Origin of the sequence: Celeribacter indicus (assembly GCF_000819565.1) — a bacterium.
Taxonomy (GTDB): domain Bacteria; phylum Pseudomonadota; class Alphaproteobacteria; order Rhodobacterales; family Rhodobacteraceae; genus Celeribacter; species Celeribacter indicus.
This window is the reverse complement of sequence record NZ_CP004393.1, coordinates 3,353,242-3,373,169: the sequence shown is the minus strand read 5'-3', so window position 1 is coordinate 3,373,169 and position 19,928 is coordinate 3,353,242. Positions and strand designations below refer to the sequence as shown.

At 66.7% G+C, this 19,928-nt stretch carries 24 protein-coding genes and 1 tRNA gene; 17 read left to right on the top strand and 8 right to left on the bottom strand.

The features are described from left to right. The first annotated feature begins 182 nt into the window (after positions 1-182). The 7 genes from P73_RS16640 (at position 183) to P73_RS16610 (ending at position 4,808) form a co-directional block, all read left to right on the top strand. Positions 183-782, top strand: coding sequence for a riboflavin synthase (locus tag P73_RS16640; protein WP_043870443.1), 600 nt, complete (start codon positions 183-185; stop codon positions 780-782). Next, the gene (locus P73_RS16635; protein WP_245629189.1) at positions 779-1,333 is read left to right on the top strand and encodes a hypothetical protein; all 555 of its coding nucleotides are present in this window, start codon (positions 779-781) and stop codon (positions 1,331-1,333) included. Before P73_RS16640 ends, P73_RS16635 begins: the two co-directional genes overlap by 4 nt. Before the next feature lie 104 nt (positions 1,334-1,437). Then, entirely contained in the window at positions 1,438-2,538 is a 1,101-nt protein-coding gene (gene ribB, locus P73_RS16630) for a 3,4-dihydroxy-2-butanone-4-phosphate synthase (RefSeq protein ID WP_043871857.1), read from the top strand. A 1-nt stretch (position 2,539) separates the two neighbouring features. Next, entirely contained in the window at positions 2,540-3,085 is a 546-nt protein-coding gene (locus P73_RS16625; RefSeq protein ID WP_043870441.1) for a 6,7-dimethyl-8-ribityllumazine synthase, read from the top strand. Beyond that, positions 3,082-3,579 (top strand): transcription antitermination factor NusB, encoded by a 498-nt coding sequence (nusB, locus tag P73_RS16620; protein ID WP_043870440.1) that lies wholly within the window; start codon positions 3,082-3,084, stop codon positions 3,577-3,579. The genes P73_RS16625 and nusB overlap by 4 nt, the downstream gene beginning before the upstream one ends. 96 nt (positions 3,580-3,675) lie before the next feature. Beyond that, complete coding sequence (locus P73_RS16615) at positions 3,676-3,984, top strand: hypothetical protein (protein WP_043870439.1); 309 nt, start codon at positions 3,676-3,678, stop codon at positions 3,982-3,984. A gap of 347 nt (positions 3,985-4,331) precedes the next feature. Further along, positions 4,332-4,808 (top strand): MmcB family DNA repair protein, encoded by a 477-nt coding sequence (locus P73_RS16610; RefSeq protein ID WP_043871856.1) that lies wholly within the window; start codon positions 4,332-4,334, stop codon positions 4,806-4,808. 3 nt (positions 4,809-4,811) lie between these two features. Here P73_RS16610 and P73_RS16605 read toward each other — a convergent pair whose 3' ends face one another. Further along, positions 4,812-4,997, bottom strand: coding sequence for a DUF6324 family protein (locus P73_RS16605; protein WP_043870438.1), 186 nt, complete (start codon positions 4,995-4,997; stop codon positions 4,812-4,814). A gap of 137 nt (positions 4,998-5,134) precedes the next feature. On the opposite strand from P73_RS16605, the gene P73_RS16600 reads away from it, so the two are divergent. Both P73_RS16600 and P73_RS26685 read left to right on the top strand, forming a co-directional pair. Beyond that, a tRNA-His gene (locus P73_RS16600) sits at positions 5,135-5,211 on the top strand. Between the two features lie 272 nt (positions 5,212-5,483). Continuing rightward, entirely contained in the window at positions 5,484-5,612 is a 129-nt protein-coding gene (locus P73_RS26685; RefSeq protein ID WP_275451662.1) for a hypothetical protein, read from the top strand. Between the two features lie 89 nt (positions 5,613-5,701). On the opposite strand, the gene P73_RS16595 is transcribed toward P73_RS26685, so the two are convergent. After that, positions 5,702-6,262 carry a type 1 glutamine amidotransferase domain-containing protein gene (locus P73_RS16595; protein WP_043871855.1) on the bottom strand — a complete coding sequence of 187 codons (561 nt, stop codon included), beginning with the start codon at positions 6,260-6,262 and terminating at the stop codon, positions 5,702-5,704. 115 nt (positions 6,263-6,377) lie between these two features. Continuing rightward, positions 6,378-6,701, bottom strand: coding sequence for a DUF6476 family protein (locus P73_RS16590; RefSeq protein WP_082033276.1), 324 nt, complete (start codon positions 6,699-6,701; stop codon positions 6,378-6,380). Here P73_RS16590 and P73_RS16585 point away from each other — a divergent pair. The 3 genes from P73_RS16585 (at position 6,700) to P73_RS16575 (ending at position 9,997) form a co-directional block, all read left to right on the top strand. Beyond that, the gene (locus P73_RS16585) at positions 6,700-7,722 is read left to right on the top strand and encodes an RluA family pseudouridine synthase (RefSeq protein ID WP_043870437.1); all 1,023 of its coding nucleotides are present in this window, start codon (positions 6,700-6,702) and stop codon (positions 7,720-7,722) included. The two genes, P73_RS16590 and P73_RS16585, sit on opposite strands and share 2 nt — an antisense overlap. Positions 7,723-8,010: 288 nt before the next feature. Beyond that, positions 8,011-8,907: an RNA polymerase sigma factor RpoH gene (gene rpoH, locus P73_RS16580; RefSeq protein ID WP_043870436.1), complete on the top strand. Its 897-nt coding sequence runs from the start codon at positions 8,011-8,013 to the stop codon at positions 8,905-8,907. Between the two features lie 115 nt (positions 8,908-9,022). Next, complete coding sequence (locus P73_RS16575; protein ID WP_043870435.1) at positions 9,023-9,997, top strand: Gfo/Idh/MocA family protein; 975 nt, start codon at positions 9,023-9,025, stop codon at positions 9,995-9,997. Positions 9,998-10,332: 335 nt separating this feature from the next. Here the strand turns inward: P73_RS16575 and P73_RS16570 are convergent, their stop codons facing one another. Then, positions 10,333-11,502 (bottom strand): dipeptidase, encoded by a 1,170-nt coding sequence (locus tag P73_RS16570; protein WP_043870434.1) that lies wholly within the window; start codon positions 11,500-11,502, stop codon positions 10,333-10,335. 127 nt (positions 11,503-11,629) lie between these two features. Here P73_RS16570 and P73_RS16565 point away from each other — a divergent pair, with 127 nt between their 5' ends. Together P73_RS16565 and P73_RS16560 are read left to right on the top strand one after the other, a co-directional pair. Next, a complete protein-coding gene (locus P73_RS16565) occupies positions 11,630-11,947 on the top strand; it encodes a DUF4389 domain-containing protein (RefSeq protein WP_043870433.1) in 318 nt (105 codons plus the stop codon). A gap of 3 nt (positions 11,948-11,950) precedes the next feature. Then, complete coding sequence (locus P73_RS16560; RefSeq protein WP_043870432.1) at positions 11,951-12,220, top strand: DksA/TraR family C4-type zinc finger protein; 270 nt, start codon at positions 11,951-11,953, stop codon at positions 12,218-12,220. Here the strand turns inward: P73_RS16560 and P73_RS16555 are convergent, their stop codons facing one another. The 4 genes from P73_RS16555 to P73_RS16540 form a co-directional block, all read right to left on the bottom strand. Further along, positions 12,221-12,694 carry a GNAT family N-acetyltransferase gene (locus P73_RS16555; RefSeq protein ID WP_043870431.1) on the bottom strand — a complete coding sequence of 158 codons (474 nt, stop codon included), beginning with the start codon at positions 12,692-12,694 and terminating at the stop codon, positions 12,221-12,223. A 2-nt stretch (positions 12,695-12,696) separates the two neighbouring features. Continuing rightward, complete coding sequence (locus tag P73_RS16550) at positions 12,697-14,517, bottom strand: M3 family oligoendopeptidase (RefSeq protein WP_043870430.1); 1,821 nt, start codon at positions 14,515-14,517, stop codon at positions 12,697-12,699. Between the two features lie 63 nt (positions 14,518-14,580). Then, a complete protein-coding gene (locus tag P73_RS16545; RefSeq protein WP_043870429.1) occupies positions 14,581-15,543 on the bottom strand; it encodes an alpha/beta hydrolase in 963 nt (320 codons plus the stop codon). 2 nt (positions 15,544-15,545) lie between these two features. Beyond that, positions 15,546-15,836, bottom strand: coding sequence for an SCP2 sterol-binding domain-containing protein (locus tag P73_RS16540; protein ID WP_043870428.1), 291 nt, complete (start codon positions 15,834-15,836; stop codon positions 15,546-15,548). Between the two features lie 96 nt (positions 15,837-15,932). On the opposite strand from P73_RS16540, the gene P73_RS16535 reads away from it, so the two are divergent. Genes P73_RS16535 through P73_RS16525 form a run of 3 tightly spaced genes read left to right on the top strand, consistent with a single transcriptional unit; the run spans position 15,933 to position 19,896 of the window. Further along, positions 15,933-16,490 carry a tetratricopeptide repeat protein gene (locus tag P73_RS16535; RefSeq protein ID WP_043870427.1) on the top strand — a complete coding sequence of 186 codons (558 nt, stop codon included), beginning with the start codon at positions 15,933-15,935 and terminating at the stop codon, positions 16,488-16,490. Between the two features lie 34 nt (positions 16,491-16,524). After that, positions 16,525-19,515 carry a helicase-related protein gene (locus P73_RS16530; protein WP_043870426.1) on the top strand — a complete coding sequence of 997 codons (2,991 nt, stop codon included), beginning with the start codon at positions 16,525-16,527 and terminating at the stop codon, positions 19,513-19,515. After that, positions 19,516-19,896 (top strand): RNA-binding S4 domain-containing protein, encoded by a 381-nt coding sequence (locus P73_RS16525; protein WP_043870425.1) that lies wholly within the window; start codon positions 19,516-19,518, stop codon positions 19,894-19,896. Positions 19,897-19,928: the final 32 nt, after the last annotated feature.

Here is a 19,928-nt window from a genome sequence, read left to right as displayed (position 1 = left end):
TAGGAGAAAAATCCGGCGGTTTTGTGGCCACGGCTCCGCAGTCGCGCCGCGGTTGTATCCGCTCCGGGACCGGGTGCGATGCGCGAAAAACTTCGCGGCGGGCGGGGCCGCGCCGCTTGCAGCCGCGGCACGCCGGGGCTACCACTGGGATCACGGACGAACGGAGCCAAGGCGGAGGCGGGATGTTTACGGGGATCGTGACCGATATCGGCGAGGTGCTGGAGCTTGAGAAGCGCGGCGATCTGCGGGCGCGGATCGGCTGCACCTATGACGTCGCGACGATCGAGATCGGCGCGTCCATCGCCTGCGACGGCGTCTGCCTGACGGTGGTCGCGCTGGGGCGGGAGCCGCGCAACTGGTTCGACGTGGAGATTTCGGCGGAGACCGTCTCGAAATCGGGCATCGGCGGCTGGGAGGTCGGCACCCGGATCAACCTCGAGCGCGCGCTGAAGCTCGGGGACGAACTCGGCGGGCATATCGTCTCCGGCCATGTCGACGGGGTGGCGCGGATCACCGCGATGCAGGACGAGGGCGACAGCACCCGGATGACCTTCGACGTGCCGGAGGCGCTTGCGAAATTCATCGCGCCGAAGGGCTCCGTGGCACTCAACGGCACCTCGCTCACGGTGAACGAGGTCGAGGGCCGCAGCTTCGGGGTCAACGTCATCCCGCACACGCAGGAGGTCACGACCTGGGGCGGTGCGAAGGTGGGCGACGCGGTCAATCTCGAGATCGACACGCTCGCGCGCTATGTGGCGCGGCTTCAGGAATGGCAGGCATGAGCGGGATCGGCCACAACGGCGGCCCCGCGCTCGATGCCGGGGTGAGCTACCGGCGCTTCCTGTGGAAGAAGGCGCGGCACGGGCTGATGGGGGAGACGCTGTCCGTCGAGGTGATCCGCATGCGCGTGCGCCGCGCCGCGGAGCTCGGCCTGCCCTACCGCTCCTATGCCTCGATCCGCGCCTCCACGGGGCGCGACGTCATCGGCTTCCTGTTCTCCACGAACGCGCTGCGGATCGTGCGCGCGGGCGACCGGATGCCGGCGGCCTGCGCCGACCGGCTCGCCGCGCTCGGCGCGGCGCGGGTGGCGGCGGTGCATCATCCGCTCGCGCCGGGGGAGATTGCCGCACTCGCGGGGATCGACCGGGCCGGGCGCGCGCCGCGGCCTTTCGCTTCCTGGCCCGACCAGCGCGCGGCGCTCGCCGGGCTGCTGGGGCGGGAGTTGCCGCGCGACGGCATCGTGCTGGTCGCGGACGCCCCGTTCGAACGGGAATGGTGCGAGGTCGGAAAGCTCGCCGGCGCGCTGACGGCGGAGGGATTTTTCGGCCTCTGAGCGCGCATCGGCGCGTGTGCGCTGTGCGTCCAAGTGGCTGGCTTTCCCGCAAGCAAAGCTGTATCGGAGGGCGGAAGATGGACATGAGGCCCGCCGAGACGACCATGACTGAGACGAACGACAGCTACGAAGCCGCGATCTCCCCCATCGAGGAGATCATCGAGGATGCCCGCAACGGGCGGATGTTCATCCTCGTCGATCACGAGGACCGCGAGAACGAGGGCGATCTCGTCATTCCGGCGCAGATGGCCACGCCGGAGGCGATCAACTTCATGGCGACCCACGGGCGCGGGCTCATCTGCCTGACGCTCACCGGCGAGCGGATCGACGCGCTCGGCCTGCCGCTGATGGCGTCGAACAATTCCTCGCGTCACGAAACCGCCTTCACCGTCTCGATCGAGGCGCGGGAGGGCGTGTCCACCGGCATTTCCGCCCATGATCGCGCGCGCACCGTCGCCGTGGCGATCGACCCCAGCAAGACCGGGGCCGACATCGCGACGCCCGGCCATATCTTCCCGCTGCGCGCCCGCGAGGGCGGGGTGCTGGTGCGGGCGGGGCATACCGAGGCCGGGGTCGACGTGGCGCGGCTCGCGGGGCTTCTGCCCTCCTCGGTGATCTGCGAGATCATGAACGAGGACGGCACCATGTCGCGCCTTCCCGATCTCGTGGCCTTCGCGCAGAAGCACGGGCTGAAGATCGGCACGATCTCCGACCTGATCGCCTATCGCCGCCGCCACGACAACCTCGTGGTCAGGACCGCCGAGCGCGACGTGACCTCGGCCTTCGGCGGCGACTGGCACATGCAGGTCTTCACCGACGTGCTGAAGGGGGCCGAGCATATCGTGCTGACGAAGGGCAACGTGGCGACGCCCGAGCCGGTGCTCGTGCGGATGCACGCGATCAACCCGCTCGAGGACGTGCTGGGCATTGGCCGCACCTCGCGCGAGATCGAGGGCGCGATGGAACTCATCGCCGAAGAGGGTCGCGGCGTGATCGTGCTGCTGCGCGACACGGAGATGAAGCTGCTCGACGAGGGCAGCGAAGTGCCCCATACCCTGCGGCAATACGGGCTCGGGGCGCAGATCCTCGCGGTGCTCGGCCTGCACGAGTTGATCCTGCTCACCGATCATCCGCAGCCGAAGATCGTGGGGCTGGAGGCCTACGGGCTCAACATTTTCGACACGCGCAAGATCAAGGGAGCCTGACATGGCCGCCAATGAACAGCATTACACGCTCGCCCTGCCGGACTTCGACCGGCCGGTGAAGCTCCTGATCGTCGTCGCGCCCTATTACAAGGATATCGCCGACGAGCTCGTCGCGGGGGCGAAGGCGACGGTGGAGGCGGTCGGCGGCACCTGGGATCTCGTCGAGGTTCCGGGCGCGCTCGAGGTGCCGACGGCGATTTCCATCGCGGACAAGATGTCGAATTTCGACGGGTACGTGGCGCTGGGCTGCGTCATCCGGGGCGAAACCACCCATTACGAGACCGTGTGCAACGACAGCTCGCGCGCGCTCGCGCTCATGGGGCTCCAGGGGCTGTGCATCGGCAATGGGATCCTGACCGTGGAGAACCGCGAGCAGGCTGTCGTGCGCGCCGAGGCGAAGGGACAGAACAAGGGCGGCGGCGCGGCCGCTGCGGCCTTGCATCTCGTCGCGCTTTCGCGCAAATGGGCGAACCCGGAGAAGAACGTGGGATTCCATTCCGACGCGATCCGCCTCGCGGGGACGCCCGAAGGACGCGACAAAGCATGACTGATGAAGACGCCGGCGGCAACGCCCATCTGAAACCGCCCTCCAAGCGCGAGATGCGATCCGCCGCCCGGCTCTATGCCGTGCAGGCGCTCTATCAGATGGAAGCCGCCGACATGACGGTCGACAAGGTGCGCCGCCAGTTCTACGACCATTTCTTCGGTCTGGTGACCGAGGAGGAGGGCGAGTTCATCGACGGGGACAGCGACCTGTTCCACGAGATCACCGAGATCGCGGTGAACGACCAGGCAAAGATCGACCAGATGACGAACCGTGCCCTGGTGGCGAAATGGCCGATCGCGCGGATCGATTCGACCCTGCGCGCGCTGTTCCGTGCCGCCGGGGCCGAGCTCGTTTCCGACCGCACGCCGCCGAAAGTCGTGATCAGCGAATTCGTGGATGTGGCGAAGGCGTTCTATCCCGAGGGGCGCGAGCCGAAATTCGTCAATGCCGTGCTCGATCACATGGCGCGGGAGGCCCGGCCGGAGGCATTCTGACGCAGGGGCCGGGGGCCGTTGCGGAGGCGGCGCCGCTGGAAACCGGCCGGAAACATGCTATCTTCGAGACATGTTTCCCGCAACCGGTGCGCTGCCATGCCGAAACTCGTCAAACTCTACATCACCCAGGTGTTCATCGGATTCGGAGTCGCCGCCGCCTTCGTGGCGGGGCTTCTGTATTTCAACGTGGTGAACATGTGGCATCTCGTGAGCCATTCCGACATCGGCTGGCTCGCCGTTCTTATCCTCTGGTTCGCCAACGGGATCGTGTTTTCCGGCGTGCAGTTCGGGATCACGGTCATGCGCATGGCCGAGGCCGAGGGGGGCGATACCGGCGGCAAGCGCGACGATCTGCCCGTGGGTCTTCTGGAGCCGGTCCGGGTGGAGCAGGGCGAGCGCCGCTGACCGCCCGGCTGCACCCGCTGCACCCATAGGCCGATATGAAAAGCGCGCCCCCGGAGACAGGGGCGCGCTTTTTCGATCATGGGTAAGGCGGCGGGGGACCACAGCATCCGTAGCGACGCGTTGCTCCCGATGCCTGATAAATCAGGTGGGCGCCGGGTAACCGGACCAGGGCCCGGACAGAGCCAGCTCCCATTCGGTTGCGTAAGGCCTCCGGAGACGTGCGCCCGTGTGTACGAGAAGAGCAGATCCCGCCTGAGACCGGAGATAATATGCTGGCGGCCCGCGGACAAGGGGGCAGGGCGAAACAAACTCTTGAACTTCGTTTCCGTTTTGTTCACCTTGTCGCCATGTCCCCGACTCCCGATCCCTTTCACGCCACCGCGCAGCCCGGCCAGTTGCTTGCCCGCGGCGTCTGCCGTCATCTGCGGGAGCTCGACTTCGTCTGCGTCGAGGAACTCGTGCCGGCGCGCGGGCTGCGCGTCGACGTGATGGCGCTCGGCCCGAAGGGAGAGATCTGGATCGTCGAATGCAAGTCGAGCCGGGCGGATTTCATGGCCGACGGCAAGTGGCAGAACTATCTCGGCTTCTGCGACCGCTATTTCTGGGCGGTGGATCAGGCCTTTCCGCTGGAGCTCCTGCCCGAGGAGACGGGTCTCATCCTTGCCGACAGCTATGGTGCCGAAATTCTCCGCATCCCGGAGGAGGACAAGCTCGCGCCGGCGCGGCGCAAGGTCATGCACATGAAATTCGCCCGCCATGCCGCGAGCCGCCTTCAGGCCTGGCGCGATCCGGGCGTGGCGGCGCTGTTCGGCGGCGAGGGCTGAGCCCTACCTGGCCTTGCGGGCCTGTTTTGCGGCGGCGAGGATCTCCTCGGCGATTTCCTCGGCCTCTTCGGGTTCGAAATCCATCGGGATCTCGACCCCGCCGGCCTCGATGAAGATCCGCACCATCCCGAGCGTGGTCGGGCCGATTTGCAGATTGGCTTCGATGTCTTTTTCCGAATTGATGCCCATGGGACTGGTCTCCGTCATGATCGCGAAGGGGCATACGCCGAGAAGGGCAGCCGGCGCAAGGGGCGCGGGTTTTTCCGCCGCTTTTCGCGATCTGCCTCTTGCATTCACCGGCCGGGGGCAGTAAATCCGCGGCCAGTGCCGCCTTAGCTCAGTTGGTTAGAGCGCTGGATTGTGGATCCAGAGGTCCCCCGTTCAAGCCGGGGAGGCGGTACCACCTCCCCCCCTTTCCCCGTGCCCGTCTCATGCGGTTCCGCCGTGACCGTCCGTGGCCATCGTCGCACGCGCGGTCCGAGCGTCCCCTGACACGACCTCCCGCCGGTCCCGGAGCTTCGGAGCGGCGTTGCATGTTCCGGAATTTTCATTGAATTTCCGTCTGGTGTTCGTCCGGCAGCGGGGTGGGGCGGGACCATGTGTCGCAGAAGGGTGCGACAAAATGTAGCAAGATGGGCGATGCCGCGCTACAGTCTTCCTCAGGGAGGACACAGAATGCAGCTTTTCATCATCGGCCTCGTGTACGGACTTCTGGTCGCCTCGCCGGCCATATTCCTCGCCTTCGTCCTGTCGGACCTGCGCGACCCCGGTCGCGCCGCCGGCATGGAACGCCGGGCGGCATGACCGGTCGCGCGCCTTCGGGAGGAGGGCGCGCAAAAAAAACGCCCCGCGATCTGCGGGGCGTTTTCCTTTGATCCGGATCGGGGGCTGGCTTACGCGGCCTTCCGGTCGTGGCGGCCTTCCTGCACCTCCTCGACGATCTTCTTGCAGAACGCCTCGAGGTCGCCGGGATTGCGGCTGGTGACGATGCCGTTGTCGGACACGACCTCCACATCCTTCCAGTTGCCGCCGGCGTTCTGCACATCGGTCGAGATCGACTTGTAGGACGTCACCTCGCGCCCGGACACGAGCCCGGCCTCGATCAGCAGCCAGGGCGCGTGGCAGATCGCGGCAATCACCTTCCCGGCGTTGTTGAACTCCTTGATGAGGGCGATCGCCTCCGGCTCCACGCGCAGCAGGTCGGGGTTGATCTGGCCGCCGGGCAGCACGAGCGCGTCGTAATCGGTGACACGCACATCGTCGAGCGCCTTGTCGACGTCGACCTCCTGGCCCCAGTCCGTCTTGTCCCAGCCCTTGATCTTCTGCCCGTCGAGCGAGGCGACATCGACGGTCGCCCCCGCCTCGCGCAGCTTGTCGCGGGGCACTTCGAGTTCGGCCTGTTCGAAGCCGTTGGTGGCGAGAATGAGAATCTTCGCCTCGGTGATCTTCGGCATTATGTCCTCCATCACGTCTTTCGGTCCTGGCGCGGGTCCATCCCGTGCCTTCGGGGACATAACAGGCGGCCGGGCAAGTCGTTCCGGCCTCACGGCGGATGTGATGGGATCCCGGCTATTCGATGCCGATCCGCTGGCGCAGCGCGCCGGTCTCGGGATCGAAGATCAGGATTTCCCGCCCGGCGACGACGGCGATCCAGTCGGCGCCGCGGGTGAAGGCCTCGGGCCTCACGCCCTCGGGCAGGTCGAGGCGGTCGGGAAGATCGAAGGAGACGGGGGAGCCGAGGGACGGGAAACGGGTGACAAGCAGTCCGATCAGCACTAGAAACCCGGCAATCATCACCACCAGGAGCCCGGTGACGAGCCGGCGCAGGAGCGTCAGCCGCGCCGCGTCTCTCGGGTCCATTTCGCCCGCCTCGTTCGCCTTCGGATCGCTCATGCCCAAAACCACCCTGTCCTTCACCATCGCGGAAGACCCGCCCAAACGTCTTGATAAGGCGATCGCCCGCGATGTGCCAGAAGAAGCCACGCTCTCGCGCTCGCGTCTCGCAAAGCTGCTGGCGGAGGGTGCGGTCGCGGTGAACGGCGCGGTGGTCATGGATCAGAGCGCCAGGGTGGCCGAAGGCGACCGGATCGAGATCGCGGTGGAGGAGGCGGTCGAGACGGCGCTCCGGCCGGAGGAGATCCCGCTCGACGTGGTCCATGAGGACGACGATCTCATCGTGGTGGACAAGCCCGTGGGCATGGTCGTCCACCCGGCGCCGGGCGCGCCGACGGGAACGCTCGTCAACGCGCTGATGGCGCATTGCGGCGGCAGCCTGTCGGGGATCGGCGGCGAGCGGCGGCCGGGCATCGTGCACCGGATCGACAAGGATACCTCCGGCCTCCTTGTGGTCGCGAAAAGCGATCAGGCGCATCAGGGGCTGGCGAAACAGTTCGAAAGGCACACGGTCGAGCGCCGCTATCTCGCGCTCGTCTACGGCGGTCCCGACGCGATGGATCCGCGCCTGCGGGGCGTGAAGGGCGTCGGGTTCGAGGGCTCCAACATCCTGAGGATCCAGACCTTCCTCGGACGCCACAAGACGGACCGGCAGCGGCAGGCCGTCTCCTTCACCGAGGGGCGGCATGCGGTGACGCGCACGCGGGTGCTCGAGCTTTTCGGCCATCCGCCGCAGCTTGCGCTCGTGGAATGCTGGCTCGAGACCGGCCGCACCCACCAGATCCGCGTGCACATGGCCCATGCCGGCCATGGCCTCGTGGGCGACCAGACCTATGGCGGCCGGCGCAAGCTCAGCCAGAAGGCCCTGTCCGAAGAGGTGCGGGCAGCGGTGGCGGCCTTTCCCCGCCAGGCGCTGCACGCGGCCGTCCTCGGCTTTGTCCATCCGGTGACGGGGGACCGGATGCGCTTCGAGGCGCCGCTTCCTGCGGATATGCAGGACCTGCTCGATCGTCTTCGGTGATGCGCAGGGGCATGTTCCCACGCGCACATAAGTTTGATTTTACCGCACCATGTGTGCGTGATATGGATGTTGAAACAACCGGCACATTGCCGTGAGGGGAACGAAACCGCGTGGAACGACGACAGGGTTTCGTTCATTCTTCGTTCAAGACTTGACGATAGGAAAACGCGTGTCGCGGCCCTTGAAATCGCCTGTTAGCGGTCCCAAATGGATGTTAACACCCGTTACATCCGGAAGAGAGAGCGCCGCTGCAACAGGACGGGCCGTACATGTGGGAGAGTGAAGGACATGAGCAACTATGCAAATCTGCCGGCTCCGTCCCCCGAACAGGGGCTGAACCGGTATCTTCAGGAAATCCGGAAATTCCCGATGCTGGAACCGGAAGAGGAATACATGCTCGCGAAACGCTGGGTCGACCATGAGGACGCCTCCGCCGCGCACAAGCTCGTCACCTCGCACCTGCGCCTGGCGGCGAAGATCGCCATGGGCTATCGCGGCTACGGCCTGCCTCAGGCGGAGGTGATTTCCGAAGCCAATGTGGGGCTGATGCAGGCGGTGAAGCGATTCGACCCGGAAAAGGGATTCCGCCTCGCGACCTATGCGATGTGGTGGATCCGGGCGAGCATCCAGGAATATATCCTGCGTTCGTGGAGCCTCGTGAAACTCGGCACCACCTCGGCACAGAAGAAGCTGTTCTTCAACCTGCGCAAGGCGAAGGCCCGCATCGGCGCGCTGGAGGAAGGCGACCTGCATCCCGACAACGTGAAGCAGATCGCCCATGACCTCGGCGTGACGGAGGATGAGGTCGTGTCGATGAACCGGCGCATGTCCGGCTCCGACGCCTCGCTCAACGCCACCGTCGGCAATGACGAGGAAGGATCGGCCCAGTGGCAGGACTGGCTCGAGGACGAGAATGCCAACCAGGCCGCCGAATACGAGGCGCGCGATGAGCTCGAAAGCCGCCGCGAGCTGCTGGTGCAGGCGATGGACGTGCTCAACGACCGCGAGAAGGACATCCTGCTGCAACGCCGTCTGAAGGATCAGCCGGTGACGCTCGAGGAATTGTCGAGCCAGTATCAGGTGTCGCGCGAACGCATCCGCCAGATCGAGGTGCGCGCCTTCGAGAAGCTGCAAAAGCGGATGCAGGACCTCGCGGCCGAGGCCGGCATGCTCGAAGAGGTGTGACCCGCACTCAGGCGGAGGGATGAAACCGGACGGATGAAAGGGGTGCAGCGCACCCCTTTTTCTTTGCGCCGGGACTTGTCATGCTCCGCCGGACGGACAGGGACAGGAGGCAGAGATGACGCAACCGCTACGCTTCGGCATTCTGGGCGCCGCGAATTTCGCGCGCGAGCACATGGCGCGGGCGATCCATGAGGCAGAAGGGGCGGAACTCGTCGCGCTCGCCACCACCGCGCCGGAAAAGGCCGCGCCGTTTCTGGCCTTTGCCCCGCGGCTCGAGATCGAGCCGGGATATGACGCGCTGCTCGCCCGGCCCGATATCGACGCGGTCTACATCCCGCTGCCCAATCACATGCATGTGGACTGGAGCCTCAGGGCGCTCGAGGCGGGCAAGCATGTGCTCTGCGAGAAGCCGATCGCGATGAGGGCGGCGGACATCGACCGGCTGATCGCGAAACGCGACGAGACCGGGCTGCTCTGTGCCGAGGCCTTCATGATCGTGCATCATCCGCAATGGCAGCGCGCCCGTGCCCTGATCGCCGCGGGCGAGATCGGGCGGCTCCTGCATGTCGACGTGGCCTTCTCCTTCAACAATCCCGACCCGGACAACATCCGCAACAAGGCCGCGCTCGGCGGCGGGGTGCTGGGCGACATCGGCGTCTATGCCTTCGGCTGCGCCCGGTTCGCGACGGGCGAGGAGCCGGAGGAGATCACCTCCACCCGGATCGTCTATGCCAATGACGTGGACGTGACCGCCGAAGTGACCGCGCGCTTCCCCTCCTTTGCCTATCACGGCTATGTCTCGATGCGGATGGCGCCCTATCAGCAGGCGCGGTTCCACGGTGAGCGCGGTGTCATCACCCTGCGCACGCCCTTCAACGCCGGCGTCTACGGGCTGGCCGCGATGGAGCTGCGCGCGGCCTCGGGCCGCATCCGGCGCAAGGAATTTCCGACGGTGCGTCAATACGTTCTTCAGGTCGAGGCCTTCGTGCGCAGCGCGACCGAAGGTGCGGCCTATCCCTGGACGCTCGAGGAAGCGCAGGGCACGCAGGCGATGATCGACAGGGTGCTTGAGGCAGATCAAGGAAAATAGGTCCGAATCGGACTAAATTTTGATATGTTGGAACGGCGAGGAAAGGAGGTTCCGGGGAAGACGATCCCGAAAAGCCTGCCGATCCGACGCGGAGGAGCCGCCCGCGATCCCGCGACCGCGCCCCGTGGAGGGAGGAACGGTCAACGGAGACGGAGCGACCCGCCAGGTGCCGCCGGTTGTGGCGACGCGCTCTGGATGAAGCGAGACGGAGGAGCATGTGCCCCCTCGCTCAAAGAGCAGACATCTGACGGGATGGCCGGATGCGGAACGGCCCTCGGGAGGTAAATCTGGAAGGGCGCCCCTGATCGGGCGCCCTGTTTGCGTGGCGGCCGGCGTCACTCCGGCAGAAGTTCGGACAGCACGCGGACCATGTTGCCGCCCATGACCGCGGCGATGTCGTCGTCGCTCAGCCCCTCGTCGATCAGCGCCTGCGTGAGCGCGGCCAATTCGGAGCTGTCCATGTGGACCTCGACCGAGCCGTCGTAATCGGACCCGAGGGAGACGTGATCGACTCCCACGAGGTCGACGGCCGCGACGATGGTACGGGCGATGCCCGCCGGCGTCGCATCGCAGGTGACGTCCTCCCAGTAGCCGACCCCGATCACGCCGCCGGTCCCGGCGATTTCCCGCATCAGATCGTCCTCGAAATTCCGGTGCGCCTCGCAATGCGACCGGATGCCGGTATGGGACAGGATGACGGGCACATCGGTCATCGCGACCACGTCGTGCGCCATCTGCGGCGAGGCATGCGCAAGGTCGATTATCATGTGCCTCTCGACCATCTCCGCGACCACCTGCCGCCCGAAGTCGGTGAGCCCCGCGCCGCCCTCGCCATGGAGCGAGCCGCCGAGGGCATTGTCGAAGAAATGGGTGAGCCCCATGAGGCGGAAGCCCGCGTCGAAGATCCGGTCGAGATTGGCGATGTCGCCCTCGAGGATATGCCCGCCCTCGGAGCCGAGGAGCGCGCCGATGGTCCGCGCCCCCTCCGCGCGCGCCGCGAGAAGCGCATCGAGATCGGATTTCGTGCGGATCACCCGGACCACCTCCGGCGCCTCCTCGGCATAGCGTGTGAGCCGGTCCGCCATGTAGAGGCCGCGCTCGGTCAGGTCGAACCAGCTCTTCACCGGCCAGAGTTGGCCGATGGCGAGGGCGGTGATGTTGTCGCGCGTCTCGGCGGAGTTTTCCGCGTAATTCTGCCCGGCGGGGCTTTTCGTCACGGTGGTGAAGACCTGGATCGCCACATTGCCCTCCTGAAGGCGCGGGAAATCGACATGGCCACGATCGCCCCGCTCCAGAAGGTCGCGTTTCCACATCAGGCTGTCGGCATGCCAGTCGCCGATCACGAGGCGATCGTGGAGCCTTTGCGCCTCGGGCGAAATGGCATAGGGGGCATGGGCGACGTAACCGTTCTGCGCCTTTTCGACGATGCCGGGGGCGAAGGTGAAGAACAGCACCGCGCCGAGCACGATCAGGATGGCGATCCCGCCTGCGATCCGTTTGAGCATTGAAATTTCCTCCCTTTTCCCGCGAGCCTATCCGTCCCGTTGCCCCGCGCAAAGCGGGACCGCGCGTCACGTTCTCCTGCGGGGCGCTTCGCGCTAGACTGCAAGCTGCGCAGGAAGGGAATCACCCATGGCCAACCCGAACGAATTCGATCATGTGATGCCGGACCTCTCCGCCCCGCGCGAGGAGCGGGTGGAGGTGGTGCGCGAACCTCTCGGGATGCGCATCCTGTTCTCCGTCGTGATCTGGGTGATGATGAGCTTTGCCTCCACCGTCATCGGTGCGCTCGCGATCCTCCAGGGCATTATCCTGCTGACGGCGGGCCGGAAGCCCAACCCGCGCCTCGCCGGCTTCGGCACGGACATCGGGATCTGGTTCGCCAAGGCCACGCGCTACATCACCGCCGACAGCGAGGTGAAGCCCTGGCCCTGGACGGAGCTCGATTGAGCCATGGCGGGCGGCTGGGCCAGGGACGGTGCGGTGAGCGAGCAGATCGAGGCCTCGATCAGCGACGAGCTCGAGCGGATGAAATCACGCCGCGCGCCGGTCGGGGAAAGTTTCACCCATTGCGCGGAATGCGGGGAGGAGATCCCCGAGGCGCGGCGCCGCGCGGTGCCGGGGGTGAAGCTCTGCATCGACTGCCAGACGGGCCGGGACCGGGCCTACAGGCCGCGCGGCGGGATCAACCGGCGCGGCTCGAAGGACAGTCAACTCAAGTGATCAGCGAAGCGCGAGGCGCAGGATATGCTGCGGCCCGATCGCGCCGCCATGGTAGAGCGCGCCCGTATCGGTGAACCCGCCGTTGAGATAGGCCCTGCGCGCATGCGGATTGCGGCAATTCACCGTGAGATAGCACAGCGCCCGGTCGGGATAGGCGCGTGCGAGATAGCCGGCGAGCTGGCGGCAGGCGGCGGAGGCGATGCCGCGCCCCTGTGCCCGACGGTCGATCAGGAACATCCGCAGCCCGAGCGCGCCCGCCTCCGCGAACTCATGCGCCGTGGCATAGCCGCGGTCGATGGCGAAGAAGCCGACTGGGGTGCCGTCTTCCTCGATCACATGGCCGTCGCGATCGGGCGGGGCGTCGTCCATCGTCCGGGCCGGCAGGCCGCTGAACTGCGCCTGCTCCGGGGGCAGGGAAAACCCCGCGACACGGTCGAGCGCGTCGCGGGGCAGCGGTGAGATCGTGACGGTCACTGTTATTCCATCGCCTCGAGCTGGTCGATGAAGCCGGAGATCATCGACAGGCCCTTGTCCCAGAATTTCGGGTCGGAGGCGTCGAGGCCGAAGGGTTTCAGAAGCTCGGTGTGGTGTTTCGAACCGCCCGCGCGGAGCATGTCAAAATATTTCTCCTGAAAGCCCTCGGGCTGTTCCGTATAGGCCGCATAGAGCGCGTTCACCAGCCCGTCGCCGAAGGCATAGGCGTAGACGTAGAAGGGCGAGTGCACGAAATGCGGGATGTAGGACCAGTAGACCTCGTAGCCGTCCATGAAGTCGAAGGCCGGGCCGAGGCTTTCGCCCTGCACGCTCATCCAGATGCGGTTGATGTCCTCGGGCGTCAGCTCGCCGCCCTTGCGCGCCTCGTGGAGCTTGCATTCGAAATCGTAGAAGGCGATCTGGCGCACGACCGTGTTGATCATGTCCTCGACCTTGCCGGCGAGGAGCACCTTGCGTTCGGCATCCGTCGTCGCGGATTTCAGGAGCTTCTGGAAGGTCAGCATCTCCCCGAAGACGGAGGCGGTCTCGGCAAGCGTCAGTGGAGTGGAGGCCAGGAGCTCGCCCTGGTCGGCGGCGAGCACCTGGTGGACGCCGTGGCCGAGCTCATGGGCGAGCGTCATCACGTCGCGCTGCTTGCCGAGATAGTTGAGCATCACATAGGGATGGGCATCGGTCACGGTCGGATGGGCGAAGGCGCCGGGCGCCTTGCCGGGCTTCACCCCCGCGTCGATCCAGCCCTCGGTGAAGAAGGGCTGTGCGATCTCCGCCATCTTGGGATCGAAACCGGCATAGGCGTCGAGCACCGTTTCCCGCGCCTCGTCCCAGCCGACCACGCGGTTTTCCTCCATCGGAAGCGGCGCGTTGCGGTCCCAGACCTGCAACTTGTCGAGGCCGAGCCAGCCGCGTTTCAATTCGTAATAGCGGTGGCTGAGCTTCGGATAGGCGGCCACCACGGCGTCGCGCAGCGCCTGGACCACCTCGGGTTCGACATCGTTGGCGAGGTGGCGCCCGGTCTGCGGCGTCGGCATGCCGCGCCATTTGTCCTCGACCTGTCCCATCTTCGCCAGCGTGTTGTGCACGCGGGAGAAGATCTTGACATTGTCGCCGAGGACGCGGCCGATCTCCCGCGCCGCCGCCTCGCGCACGGAGCGGTCCTGCTCCATCATCAGTGTCGTGGTCGCCTCGATCCCGCGCGTCTCGCCGTTCACGGTGAATTTCAGGTCCGCGATGGTCTCGTCGAAGAGCTTGTTCCAGGCCGCGGCCCCCACGACCGACATGTCGTGCTCGTAGCGTTCGAGCTCGTCGGAGAGCTGGTAGGGCCGCATCTTGCGCATCCGCTCGAAGATCGGGCGATAGCGGGCAAGGCCCTCGTGGGTCAGCATCTCCTCGAGTTTCTCGTCGGGAATGCGGTTCACCTCGAGCGAGAAGAACACCAGCGGCGCGGTGTAGGTCGTGATCTTGTCCTGGATGTCGGAGTAGAATTTCGCCCGCCCGGCATCGACCGTGTTCTGGTAGTAGAGCAGCCCGGCGAAGGAGCCGAGGCGGCCGGCGACCTGGCTGATGCGTTCGTCGCGCAGGAGGCATTCGTACATGCCCGCGCCGTCGAGTTCCGCGAGCTTGCCTTCGTAATCCCGCGCGAAGGAGGCGCAGGCCTCCTCGAGCCAGTCGAGATCCCGCTTGACCTCCGGCGCGTCGGTCGCCGGATAGAGATCGGTCAGATCCCAGTCGGGAAGGTCTCCGAACTCCTGGCCGCCGCCGGTGGCCTTCGCGTCGAAAACCTTCTGTGGAAGCGTGAACCGCATCTCGTCTCTCCTCTGATCAGTCTCGTCCCAAGAGATAGGCGCTCGGGGGACGGGATGCAAAGGTCAGCGCGCCTGCGCGGCGAAAAAGGCGGCGAGGCGGTCGTAGAACAGCGCGCGCGTCTCCGGCCGCTCCATCGGGATCTCGTGCCGGGCGCCGGGGATCTCGATATAGTCGCAGGCGGGCCACAGGCTCGCGTAGGCCCTGACCGCCGCGGTGTCGATGATCTTCTCGTCGCCGCCGACGAAGCACAGCGCGGGCGTTTCCGGGTAGGGTTGCGTGCGGGACCAGTCGTTTTCCGCGACCGCCTCAATCACCCAATGGCTCGACGGGCCGCCGAGCGCGAGATCGGGCTGCGCGCGCACCTGCCGGGTCATGTAGTCGAACATCTCCCGGTCCGAGGTCAGCAGATTGTCCTCGAACCCGTGCCATTCCATATAGGTCGGCGCCCTGGTGCCGGGGGCGCGGCGGTTGTCGAGGCCGAGGAGTTTCAGCACCGGCGCAACGAAGCGCACCATCGCCTTTTGCAGTCCCGACAGCCCGATGCCCCACATCGGTGCGGAGAAGGCCGCGGCGGCAAAGGGCTTGCCCTCCATCAGCGCGCGCAGGCCGATCGCGCCGCCCATCGAATGACCGATGAGAAACCACGGTTTCGGCATGTCGCGCGCTTCCGCGAGCGCGATCACCGCATCGAGATCCTTCTGGTAATCGGGGAAATGCCCGACATGGCCGATGCTGCGATCCGTCAGGAGCCGGTCGGCGATGCCCTGTCCGCGCCAGTCGATCGCGAGGCTGGCAAAGCCGCGCGCCGCCAGATCGCGCGCCCCGCGGCCGTATTTCTCGATACATTCGGTCCGTCCCGGCAGGATGAAGACGGTGCCGCTGCACCGCTCCGCCCCGCCATGTTCGGTGCCGGCATGGGGCCAGAGGACGGCGCGGATGCGCAGCCCGTCCGCGGCGGTGAGCCAGAAGGCCTCCCGGCCCTCCGGTCCCTCCGCCAGGTCGGCGAAGTAAGGCGCGGTCTGCATCGTCAGGAGAGGGCGGATCCGAGCTGCATGGCGAGCCCCATGTCGCCGTCGACGGAGAGCTTGCCCTGCATGAAGGCCGCGGTCGGATTGACGTCGCCCTCGATCATGCCCTGGAAGGTGTCGACATCCGCGGTCAGCGTCACGTCGGCCTCCTCGTCGCCGGCGCGCGCGCCATCGGCGTCGAGCATGATCGCGCCTTCGCCCTCGATGACGAATTTCGCCACGCCGGCGTCGAAACCGCCCGCCATCTTCTCGTTCAGGGCTTCGACGGCCTTGGTCAGGACTTCGCTCATATCCGGTCTTCCTCCGTTGGGGTTCACGTCGGTCATATATAGGCGCGGTTTTGTGACTTTGCCCATCCCGCGTGAAAAGCTACACTCGGGGGTGTTATGAAATCATTGCGACAGTTTCTCAAACATGCCGTTGCGTCGGGCGCGTTTTTTGCGGCCGCAGGGGCGTTTGCGGCCGACCAGGCGCGGCTCGACCGGATGTTCGGCGAACTCGCCGGCGCCGGTCCGGTCGAGGCGGCGCAGCTCGAACAGGAGATCGCGCTCGAGATGGCGCGCTCCGGCTCCGATGCGATGGATCTGCTGCTCGACCGCGGGCGCGCGGCGTTGCAGCGGGGCGATGTCGACGGCGCCCTCGGGCATCTGACCGCGCTCGTCGATCATGCCCCCGACTTCACCGAGGGCTACAACGCCCGCGCCACCGCCTATTTCATGGCCGGCCTCTACGGACCGGCGGTGGACGATATCGGGGAGGTGCTGACCCGCGAGCCGCGGCATTTCGGGGCGCTGTCGGGGCTGGCGCTCATCCTCGAGGAGATCGGCGACGAGCCGATGGCGCTCGAGGCGCTCCTGAAGATCCGGGAGATCCACCCGCAGATGGCCGGGCTCGAGGCGCGGATCGACCGGCTCGAACTGGTCCTCCAGGGCACCACGCTCTAGAACGGTCCCGAGTCACAAGAAGAAAGCCGGTCTCATGCAAGGCGCGAGCGGGGCGGGCGGCCGGATCACGGCCGTGCTGGGCCCCACCAACACAGGCAAGACGCATTACGCTATCGACAGGATGCTGGCGCACCGCACCGGTGTCATCGGTCTGCCGCTCAGGCTCCTGGCGCGCGAAGTCTACGACCGGATCGTGGCCGCGCGCGGCCCCTCCGTCGTGGCGCTCGTCACCGGCGAGGAGCGGATCGTGCCGCCGCGGGCGCAATACTGGGTGTGCACGGTCGAGGCGATGCCCACCGGCATGGGCGCGGATTTCCTCGCGGTGGACGAGATCCAGCTTTGCGCCGATCCGGAGCGCGGCCATGTCTTCACCGACCGGCTCCTGCATGCGCGGGGGCTGCACGAGACGCTGTTCCTCGGCTCCGACACGATGCGCTCGGTCATCGCCGAGCTCGTGCCGAAGGCGCAGTTCATGCGCCGGGAGCGGTTCTCGCGCCTGACCTATTCCGGTTCGAAAAAGATAAGCCGCATGCCCGCCCGTGCCGCCATCGTCGGGTTTTCGGTCGACGATGTCTATGCCATCGCGGAATTGCTGCGCCGCCAGAAGGGCGGGGCGGCGGTGGTCATGGGCGCGCTCAGCCCGCGCACGCGCAACGCGCAGGTGGCGATGTACCAGAATGGCGATGTCGACTATCTCGTGGCCACGGACGCCATCGGCATGGGGCTCAATCTCGACGTGACCCATGTCGCCTTCTCCTCGCTCGTCAAGTTCGACGGCCGCCGCATGCGTCACCTCGCGCCCAACGAGCTGGCGCAGATCGCGGGCCGGGCGGGACGCTACCAGACCGACGGCACCTTCGGCGTGACGGGGGAGGCCGAGCCGCTCGACGCCGATGTGATCGAGGCGATCGAGGAGCATCGCTTCACGCCGCAGAAGAAACTCCAGTGGCGCAATTCCGCGCTCGAATTCGGATCGGTCGACGCGCTGATCGGCTCGCTGGAACGCGCGCCCGGCGATCCGGCGCTGGTGCGGGCGCGGGAGGCGGACGACCTGCTCGCGCTCAAGACGCTCGCGGATCTGAAATCCGTCCGGCCGCGCCTGCGCACCGGCCGCGACGTGCGCCTGCTGTGGGACGTCTGCCGCATCCCCGATTTCCGTTCGATCAGCCATAACGAGCACAGCACGCTGCTTGAACGGATTTTCGAGTTCCTGCACGAATATGGGCGGGTTCCCGACGATTGGCTCGCAGGGCAGATCAAACGCATTGACCGCACCGAGGGCAACATCGACACTCTCTCCAAGAGACTCGCCTACATCCGCACCTGGACCTATGTTGCCCAGAGGACGGGATGGGTCGATGACGAAAGTCATTGGCGCGACGCGACCCGCGCTGTAGAAGACCGACTGTCGGACGCGCTGCATGGCGCGCTGACGCAGAGATTTGTGGACCGGCGGACGAGTGTGCTCCTTCGGCGGCTCAAGCAGAAGGAGGGCCTGGTGGCCGACGTAAACGACAAGGGTGAAGTGACGGTCGAGGGCGAGTTCATCGGCCGTCTCGAAGGGTTCCGGTTCATACAGGACAAGGCAGCCCATGCCGACGAGGCGAAGACCCTCGCACAGGCCGCGATGACGGCGCTCGCGCCGGAGTTCAGCCTCCGGGCGGACCGCTTCTACAATGCCCCCGACACGGAGATGGATTTCACCGACCAGGGCGGGCTGATGTGGGGCGAGCACGCCGTGGGCAAGCTCGTGCCGGGCGACGAGGCCATGAGGCCGCGTGCGGTCGCCTTCGTCGACGAGGGTGCGGGCGCGGATGTGACGGAGAAGGTGCAGCGCCGGCTCCAGCACTTCATCGACCGGAAGGTCGCGACGCTCTTCGAGCCGCTGCTGGCGCTTGCGAAGGACGAGATGCTCCAGGGCATCGCGCGCGGCTTTGCCTTCCGCCTGTCGGAAACCTATGGCGTGATCCCGCGCGATACGGTCGCCCAGGAGGTGAAGGAGCTCGACCAGGACGCCCGCGGCGCGCTGCGCAAGCATGGCGTGCGCTTCGGCCAGTTCACGATCTTCATGCCCGCGCTGCTGAAACCGGCGCCGACCCGGCTGCGGCTTCTGCTCTGGGCGCTCAATGCGAAATTCGACGAATTCCCCGAGGCCCCGCCTCCGGGACTCGTGACGATCCCCGCCGTGGGCGGTGCGCCCGAGGGGTATTATCCGATGTCGGGCTACCGGCTCGCTGGCGAACGCGCGATCCGCATCGACATGCTCGAACGCCTTGCGGACCTGCTGCGCGCGCAGGACAGCCGCGGCGGGTTCGAGGCCAATCCCGACATGCTGTCGATCACCGGCATGACCCTCGAACAGTTCGCGGGCCTCATGGAAGGTCTCGGTTATCGCGCGGAAAAGGCCGAGCGGACGAAGGTGAAGGCGGTCGACCAGGTCGTTCCGACGGACGAGGGCGTGGCGCATGAGGATGTCGTTCCGCCCCTGGAGGAGGGCGCGGAGAACGCCGACCGCCCGGTGTTCGACGCGGGCACGCCCGAGGCCGTGGAGCCGGGCGCGGTCACCGGCGAAGCGGCGGAGCCCGCTGCCGCCGACGCGGTCCCCGCAGCCGAGACCTATCCCGACGAGGACATCGCGCCGATCGCGGAAACCGCGCCGGCCGAGGGCGATCCCGATGCGGACATCATTCCCGATGTCTCGTCCGAGGAGGTGCCGACGGGCACGTCGCCCGATGCGCCGCTCGCCGGGGCGGAGATCGAGACCTTCTACACCTTCACATGGGGCGGAAACCGGGGCGGCCATCGTGGCGGCAACCGCCGGTCCCATGGCGGCGGCGACCGCCCGCAGGGCAAGAAGGGCGGCGGCAAGCCGAAGGGCAAGGGGCCGCGCCGCGACAACGGCGGCACCGGCAAGGGCGGCACTGGCCCGAAGACCTTCTCTGCCCGTCCGCCGCGCAAGGAGAAGGCCATCGACCCGGACAATCCCTTCGCCGCGGCGCTGATGGGGCTTAAGGACAAGAGCTGATTGGAACAGCGGGAAACCATCCGTCTCGACAAGTGGCTGTGGTATGCCCGCTTCTTCAAGACGCGGGGACTGGCGACGAAGCTGGTCTCCGCCGGCCATGTCCGCGTCAACTCTGCGAAGGTGTCAAAGCCCGCGACCGCCATCGGGGCAGGGGATGTGCTCACCTTTCCGCAGGCCAGCCGCATCCGCGTGGTGCGCCTTCTGGCCTGTGGCACGCGCCGGGGTCCGGCGCCCGAGGCGCAGGCGCTCTATGAGGATCTCAGCCCGCCGCCCGTCCGCCGGGACGAGGTTCCCCCCGCGCCGCGATACGAGGGAAAAGGTCGTCCGACAAAGAAAGATCGCCGCACCTCTCTCCTTTCCCGCGGGGATCCGCTTGAATGATCGCGCGACTGACGCTAGCTAGGGCGCGGTAA